Origin of the sequence: Rhodococcus yananensis (assembly GCF_020515525.1) — a bacterium.
Taxonomy (GTDB): domain Bacteria; phylum Actinomycetota; class Actinomycetes; order Mycobacteriales; family Mycobacteriaceae; genus Rhodococcus; species Rhodococcus yananensis.
The window spans coordinates 1-7,409 of sequence record NZ_JAIYEP010000124.1; the positions used below are offsets into that span (position 1 = coordinate 1).

A 7,409-nucleotide genomic window follows, 5' to 3' on the forward strand; every position below is an offset into this window, starting at 1 on the left:
CGGGCAGTTCATCGAGGCTTACAGTCAGTTGCGTGACGCGATCAAGGGTGGAGGTGAGGCGTTCCTCGGTGAGGAGTTCGAGTTCGTTCGGCGTCTCCGGAGCGCGGAGGGTGACCGGTAGGGGCAGGACGCGTTCCGGGGGGGGGTGGATGCCTGTATCGAGGCAGCACTCCGAAAGACAAACCCCGACGCTGCTTTCACGGATCTCGTCGGTGAGATCGTGCCCCGGTCACGGGAAGTCGGCGCGTCGGTCCGCGTGAGTGTGCGCGGACCCGTCACCGGGCAGACGGACCTCTCCGCGGCGTCGCCGCCGCGCGTTCGTGAGCACTCGCGACAGCTCGGCCTGCATCGTGCTCGACGATGCCGGTGACGCTGTCGTATGGGTGCCGGTGGTGAGCAGGTAGCGTCCGTCGCCCGCCACGTCGATCCACCCGACGTCGGCGATGCCGGTGGTGCGGCCCACCGCGTCGGTGACGAGGACGCGGATGTTGCCCCACCCGGATCGTTCCAGTGTCAGCAGATGTCGCAGTGCCCGCGGTCCGTCATCGACGAGTCCGACCCGCACCGACCGGAAGTCCGTGGGTTCCGACAACAGTCGCGTGGGCGCCGAGCTCGACGGCTCGCGACCGGGCGTCGCGGCGGGGATCTCGGTGAGGACGGCTGAGGCGAGCGTGTCGGCCGACGTCGTCGTGAGGTCGATCGCGCGGTCGTCGCGTTGTACGGCGAGCATCGCGAGCGTGTCGCCGCAGGCGGCCCGGACCCGGATGTCGCGGTCGCCGTGCTGCCCGTACATCTCCACCGAGATATGACCGGAGTGCAGTAGGCGGATCGCGCGGTCGAGATGGATGTCGCGATGTGCACGGCACCAGTCATCGGCGGCGTGCATATGCGCGGCATGCTCGTCCTCCCATTTCGCGGGGGTGCGATACCGCAACGGAAAGGGGAAGCGGTCGCCGCCGACAGCCGTCCACAGCGACAGGAACTGGTCGAGCGTGACGGTGCGGTTCACAGCGGATCCACCCCCAGTACCGGTGGGACGGTGTTCGGCAGGTCGCCGATCAGTTCGTTTCCGTTCTCGTTGGTGACGAGGTACCCGGAGTTCTGCCGGGTTTCGCCCGCGTCGTTCCGGCTGGGAGGCACCATGCCCGGGTACATGCCCATCGGGCGCATGCCGGTGCGGGCCGCGGTACCGGAGGACGGTGCGGTGGCGGGCGGGCTGGACGCTGCGGTGGGGACGCCGACACCACCGGTCGCGCCGGGGCCGAGCGTGGACGGGCCACCCGCGTGGCCACCTCCGTATCCGCTGCCTGCAGTACCGGATCCGGGGTGTCCGAGGGTGGAGCCGTACGGTTGACCGGTTGTTCCAGTGGCGCCGGGAAGGGTCGATGCGGGCGCGGTCGCGGCCGGATCGGTGGGTGCACCCTGTCCGGTGCCCGAACCGGATCCGGTGCCCGAACCGGTGCCGTCCGGTCGTGTGTCCGGATTTCCGCTACCGGTCGTGGCGGTGGTACTTCCCTGCGCCGACGGCGCCGTGCTGGAGTCCGGGGCGGACCCGGCAGACCCGTCGGCGGCGGTGGTTCCGCCGGACACCGATTGTCCCCGGACGGATCCTCCACCGGAATCGTCGTAGTCGGAGGTCGCCGTGCCGAACGGTGAAGGCAGGACCGGCACCTCGGATCCCGAATCCCGGTAGTACGGCTTGTACACGGTTTCCATCAGCCGGACCGCCTCCTGGCGGGAATCCTCGTCGGCTGCGGTCTGCTCGGCGAGTTCCGCCGGTGTGAGGAGCACGCGCGGCAGGGGGATCGACGGCATCAGCGTCTTGACGTGTTCGCCCACCTCGGTGGCGATCTGCGCTTTGGCGGACACTGCCGAACATGCGGCGAACAGTTGGCTTGCCGAGTCGTTCAGGAGCCGGGTGGTCGTTGCGGCTTCCGCACCGGCACCGCCCAACCAGCTTTCGAACAATTCGTACATCCGGGGTGAGTGGTCGCTCACAGCGGTCGATGCTGCTGCGCTGAGGGTGGCCCAACCCGTTGCGACCGTCGACATGGCCTCGGGGTGGATCGACTGCGCGTAGGCGTGGAGCTGGGCGCGATCCAAGCCGGCGAAGTTCTCGAACGTCTGGATGTAGTCGGGGTCGACGCCGTTGTGGAGATCGGCGGCGAGCTCCGCATAGCGGGCCTGCTGTTCTTGCGCCGACGTGAGTGACTCGAGCGTGTCGAACGTGGTGAGCAGGTGATCGAACCAGCCGGGTGCGCCGTCCGACACGGTCATGCTCCCCGAACTTCGTCGACGATGTGTTCGCGGGATGCGTCGCCGGTGTCCGGTTCGGTCGCGGCACTCGAAGTGACGTCGAGGTACGTGTGTGTCGGTGTCATGGATCCCCCCGATCCCTGAAGTCGTCTGCTCCCCTGGTGACACGGTGCCCGGGATCGTCCGTCGATCCCGTCCGGTCGCGCAGATCGTAGCGCAGCCGGCTCCCGTGTGCTGTCCGGTTTGCCCGACCGATTCAGGGGTGGGGTAGGGCCCCGACGAGACGCAACGCGAGGTCGCTGTAGAGCGCGCCGATCGTCGCGGGTTCGTTGTATCGCCCCGACGGGTACCACCGGCAGATGTCGACGCACAGCGACATGAGGGCGAGCGTGACTCCTTCGGCGTCGGGCACGGTGAATTCGCCGCTGTCGAGTCCGGCTTCGACGATGTCGCGCACCACCTGTGTGGTCTGCCGGCGCAGTCCGGTGATGACGCGGTAGTGCTCGGGGGCGAGCGCGGTCAGTTCGTACTGGATGACGCGGGCGCGCCCGTGATTCTCGGCCTGCCACGCGGCGAACTGCCCGATGATCGAGGTCAGGCGGGTGGTGGGGTCGGCGTCGGGGAGGTCGGCGTCCTGCACGACCCGCAGCGCGAGGTCGTGGCCCTCGTAGGTGATCGCGTAGAGCAGCTCTTCCTTGGAGCGGTAGTGCGGATACATCGCGGCGGGGCTCATGTCGAGGCGCCCGGCGATCTGGCGGGTGGTGGTGGCGCCGTAGCCGTTCTCCGCGAACGCTTCGACGGCGGCCTCCCGCAGCCGTGCCGCGGCCTTGCTGCCGCTGATCACGCCGCTGCCGTCCACCGCGTTCCTGGGCGCGTTCACGTCGTACCGGCCTCCTCGTTGAGCTGTGGTTGACAAGCAAACCACAACGAATACTATAAGCAGGCGCTTAGAATCTAAGCAGGTGCTTATCTATTGAGGAGCGGTTGAATGCGACGCACCCTGTACGGCCCCGACCACGAGGCGTTCCGCGAGTCCGTCCGCGAATTCGTGAACAGGTTCGTACTGTCCCGCGCGGAAGAGCTCATCGAGCGACACGAGATCCCGCGCGACATCTGGCTGGAAGCGGGCAAGGCGGGACTTCTCGGACTCGAGATCCCCGAGCGGTTCGGTGGCAGCGAGGCGGGTGACTACCGCTTCAACGCGATCGCCGCCGAAGAGCTGGCCCGTGCGAACATGGCGCTGTCGTCGTCGTTCGGCATCCACTCGGACATCACCGTCCCGTACATCGTCCACCTCGGTAACGAGGAGCAGCGCGAACGCTGGCTGCCCCGTTGCGCGTCCGGTGAGTTGATCTGCGCCATCGGGATGACCGAGCCGTCCGGCGGCTCCGACCTCGCGAACCTGAAGACCACCGCCGTCCGCGACGGCGACGACTGGGTGCTCAACGGGGCGAAGACCTTCATCACCAACGGCTACAACTGCGACCTCGTCGTCGTCGCCGCCCGCACCGACCCGAGCAAGGGTGCGAAGGGCATCTCGCTGTTCGTCGTCGAGCGCGGCATGAAGGGCTTCGAGAACGGTCGCAAGCTCGACAAGGTCGGACAGCCCGAGGCCGACACCGCCGAGCTGTTCTTCGAGGACGTCCGCGTCCCCCACGCCAACCTGCTCGGCGAGGAGGGCATGGGCTTCATCTCGATGATGAAGCTGCTGCCGCAGGAACGCCTCGGCTCCGCCGTCAACAACGTGCACCACGCCAAGCAGATCCTCCTCGAGACCATCGAGTACTCGAAGGAGCGCAAGGCGTTCGGTCGGGCCATCGGCACGATGCAGTACAACAAGTTCCTGCTCGCCGAGCTCGTCACCAAGATCGAGGTCGCCGAAGCGTACGTCGACCAGGCGGTCGAGGCCCATGCCGATGGCGAGCTGACCGCGGTCGACGCAGCCAAGGCGAAGTGGTGGAGCGCGCAATCCCAGTCAGAGGTATTGGACGCCTGCGTGCAGATCCACGGCGGCTACGGTTTCATGAACGAATATCGTGTGGCCCGTGCCTGGAAGGACGCCCGTGTGACGAAGATCTGGGCCGGAACCAACGAGATCATGAAGGAACTCATCGGCCGCGACCTGGGACTGTAGTGCCCGGGAGCGACTACAACGAGGAGCTGTGATGCCCGAAGCCGTCATCGTGTCCGCCGTTCGCTCGCCCATCGGGCGCGCAATGAAGGGCTCGCTCAAGACCGTCCGCCCGGACGATCTGGCCACCCAGATGGTCGCCGCCGCCCTGGCGAAGGTGCCCGAACTCGATCCCCGCGAGATCGACGACCTGATGCTCGGCTGCGGCCAGCCCGCAGGACAGTCGGGCTTCAACATGGCGCGCGTCGTCGCGGTCGAACTCGGCTACGACTTCCTGCCCGGCGTGACCGTCAACCGGTACTGCTCGTCGTCGCTGCAGACCACTCGCATGGCGCTGCACGCCATCAAGGCCGGCGAGGGCGACGTGTTCATCTCCGCCGGTGTCGAGTCGGTGTCCAGCTTCGTCACCGGCAACGCCGACGGCCTGCCCGACACCAAGAACCCGCTGTTCGACGACGCGCAGGCGCGCAGCGCCAAGCTCGCCGAGGGCGGCGTCGCGTGGACCGATCCGCGCGAGGAGGGCCTGCTGCCCGACGTGTACCTGGCGATGGGCCAGACCGCGGAGAACGTCGCGTCGCACACCGGGATCTCCCGTGAGGACCAGGACCGCTGGGGCGTGCGCTCGCAGAACCGCGCCGAGGAAGCCATCAAGGCCGGCTTCTTCGAGCGGGAGATCACCCCGGTGACCCTCGCCGACGGCACCGTCGTCTCCACCGACGACGGCCCGCGCGCCGGTACCACCTACGAGGCGGTCAGCCAGCTCAAGCCGGTGTTCCGTCCCGACGGCACCATCACCGCCGGCAACGCGTGCCCGCTCAACGACGGTGCGGCCGCACTGGTCATCATGTCCGACACGAAGGCGAAGGCCCTGGGCCTGACCCCGCTCGCGCGGGTCGTCTCCACCGGCGTGTCGGGTCTGTCGCCGGAGATCATGGGCCTCGGCCCGATCGAGGCCACCAAGAAGGCGCTCGCCAACGCCGGGCTCGGCGTCTCGGACATCGACCTGTTCGAGATCAACGAGGCGTTCGCGGTGCAGGTGCTCGGCTCGGCCCGTGAGCTGGGAATCGACGAGGACAAGCTCAACGTCTCCGGCGGTGCCATCGCGCTGGGTCACCCGTTCGGCATGACGGGTGCGCGCATCACGAACACCCTGATCAACAACCTGCGTACGCAGGACAAGCAGTACGGCCTCGAGACCATGTGTGTCGGTGGTGGCCAGGGCATGGCAATGGTGATCGAGCGCCTGAGCTGATGCCCCTCGTCGTCGAACCATAGGTTCGACCGAACACACCATGAGGCCGCACGTCTGAAAAGGCGTGCGGCCTCGTGCTTTTCGAAATGCAATCGTTTGCGAACGCAAGTCCGGTGGGCTATACACGGGTGTAGCCCCGTCACAACGAGGAGATCGCGCATGTCCGTACTCGACAAGTTCCGCCTCGACGATCGCGTCGCGATCGTCACCGGAGCGTCCTCCGGGCTGGGAGTCGCCTTCGCGCAGGCGTTCGCGGAGGCCGGAGCCGACGTGGTCCTCGCGGCACGGCGCGCCGACCGGCTCGAACGGACCGCCGAGCTCGTCCGGGCCGCCGGTCGCCGAGCCGTCACCGTCGAAACCGACATCGCCGACCCCGACCAGGCGCAGCGCATGGTCGACGTCGCCGTCGCGGAACTCGGCTCGGTGGACGTCCTCGTCAACAACGCCGGGATCGGCACCGCCGTCCCGGCGACGAAGGAGACCCCCGACCAGTTCCGTCGCGTCATCGACATCAACCTCAACGGGTCGTACTGGGCGGCGCAGGCCGCCGGTCGTGTCATGCGCCCCGGCAGCTCCGTCGTCAACATCTCCTCCGTCCTCGGCCTGACCACCGCGGGGCTGCCGCAGGCCGCCTACTCGGCCAGCAAGGCCGGCGTCATAGGCCTGACCCGCGACCTCGCGCAGCAGTGGGGTGCCCGCAAAGGCATCCGTGTCAACGCGATCGCACCCGGATTCTTCGCGACCGAGATGACCGACGAATACCCGCCCGGATACCTCGACAGCATGAAGCCGCGAATCATCCTGGGCCGCACCGGAGACCCAGCCGAGATCGCCGCGACCGCAGTGTGGTTGGCGTCCTCGGCGGCGGCATACGTGACGGGGCAGACCATCCCCGTCGACGGCGGGCTCACCCTCACCTGACGCGACCCACCCCGCACGGCACCCACACAACAGGAGGTTTCCCGAAGTGAGTTCTGCAGTTCGTACCGCCATCGTCACCGGCGCCGCGCGCGGCATCGGCGCGGCCGTCGCCAAGCGTCTCGCATCCGACGGCATGCAGGTCGCCGTGCTCGACCTCGATGCCGCAGCATGCGCCGACACCGTCGCCGCGATCGAGGCCGCGGGCGGCAGGGCGCTCGCCGTCGGCGCGAACGTCGCCGACGAGGAGTCGGTGGCCGCGGCCGTCGAGAAGATCGCCACCGAACTCGGCGAACCCACGGTGCTGATCAACAACGCCGGGATCACCCGCGACAACCTGCTGTTCAAGATGACCGTCGAGGACTGGGACGCCGTGATGAGCGTGCACCTGCGCGGTGCCTTCCTGATGTCGCGGGCCACCCAGAAGTACATGGTGGACAACAAGTTCGGTCGCATCGTCAACCTGTCGAGCACGTCTGCGCAGGGAAACCGCGGGCAGGCGAACTACTCGGCGGCGAAGGCCGGCATGCAGGGGTTCACCAAGACCCTGTCCGTCGAGCTCGGCAAGTTCGGTGTCACCGCCAACGCGATCGCCCCCGGGTTCATCGAGACGGAGATGACCGCTGCCACCGCAGAACGCGTCGGTGTTCCCTTCGAGGACTACAAGAAGGCCGCGGCGTCGATGATCCCCGTCGCACGGGTCGGTAACCCCGACGACATCGCGCACACCGCGTCGTTCCTCGCCTCCGAGGGCGCCGGGTTCGTCTCCGGCCAGGTCATCTACGTGGCCGGTGGTCCGAAGGACTGAGCACGCCCGCGTCGGCGCCGCGGTCCCCGAACGGGGCTGCGGCG

At 67.9% G+C, this 7,409-nt stretch carries 7 protein-coding genes; 4 read left to right on the top strand and 3 right to left on the bottom strand.

Translation table 11 applies throughout. The features are described 5' to 3' along the window. Nucleotides 1-229: 229 nt before the first annotated feature. The 3 genes from LDQ05_RS18810 to LDQ05_RS18820 form a co-directional block, all read right to left on the bottom strand. Nucleotides 230-1,009, bottom strand: a complete 780-nt coding sequence (locus tag LDQ05_RS18810; RefSeq protein WP_226438478.1) for an ESX secretion-associated protein EspG — start codon at nt 1,007-1,009, stop codon at nt 230-232. After that, nucleotides 1,006-2,277, bottom strand: coding sequence for a hypothetical protein (locus tag LDQ05_RS18815; protein ID WP_226438479.1), 1,272 nt, complete (start codon nt 2,275-2,277; stop codon nt 1,006-1,008). Before LDQ05_RS18815 ends, LDQ05_RS18810 begins: the two co-directional genes overlap by 4 nt. A 235-nt stretch (nt 2,278-2,512) precedes the next feature. Then, nucleotides 2,513-3,136, bottom strand: a complete 624-nt coding sequence (locus LDQ05_RS18820; RefSeq protein WP_372461159.1) for a TetR/AcrR family transcriptional regulator — start codon at nt 3,134-3,136, stop codon at nt 2,513-2,515. A gap of 108 nt (nt 3,137-3,244) precedes the next feature. On the opposite strand from LDQ05_RS18820, the gene LDQ05_RS18825 reads away from it, so the two are divergent. From LDQ05_RS18825 to fabG, 4 genes are all read left to right on the top strand, one after another. Next, nucleotides 3,245-4,390, top strand: coding sequence for an acyl-CoA dehydrogenase family protein (locus LDQ05_RS18825; protein ID WP_226438480.1), 1,146 nt, complete (start codon nt 3,245-3,247; stop codon nt 4,388-4,390). 31 nt (nt 4,391-4,421) lie between these two features. Then, the gene (locus LDQ05_RS18830) at nt 4,422-5,639 is read left to right on the top strand and encodes an acetyl-CoA C-acetyltransferase (protein WP_226438481.1); all 1,218 of its coding nucleotides are present in this window, start codon (nt 4,422-4,424) and stop codon (nt 5,637-5,639) included. 159 nt (nt 5,640-5,798) lie between these two features. Then, nucleotides 5,799-6,560 (top strand): SDR family NAD(P)-dependent oxidoreductase, encoded by a 762-nt coding sequence (locus LDQ05_RS18835; RefSeq protein WP_226438482.1) that lies wholly within the window; start codon nt 5,799-5,801, stop codon nt 6,558-6,560. A 46-nt stretch (nt 6,561-6,606) separates the two neighbouring features. Beyond that, the gene (gene fabG, locus LDQ05_RS18840; protein WP_226438483.1) at nt 6,607-7,365 is read left to right on the top strand and encodes a 3-oxoacyl-ACP reductase FabG; all 759 of its coding nucleotides are present in this window, start codon (nt 6,607-6,609) and stop codon (nt 7,363-7,365) included. Nucleotides 7,366-7,409 lie beyond the last annotated feature (44 nt).

Coding starts and splice junctions, on each gene's coding strand:
- LDQ05_RS18815 (WP_226438479.1), bottom strand. CDS start 2,277: ATGACCGTGTCGGACGGCGCACCCGGCTGGTTCGATCACCTGCTCACC.
- LDQ05_RS18825 (WP_226438480.1), top strand. CDS start 3,245: ATGCGACGCACCCTGTACGGCCCCGACCACGAGGCGTTCCGCGAGTCC.
- LDQ05_RS18830 (WP_226438481.1), top strand. CDS start 4,422: ATGCCCGAAGCCGTCATCGTGTCCGCCGTTCGCTCGCCCATCGGGCGC.
- LDQ05_RS18835 (WP_226438482.1), top strand. CDS start 5,799: ATGTCCGTACTCGACAAGTTCCGCCTCGACGATCGCGTCGCGATCGTC.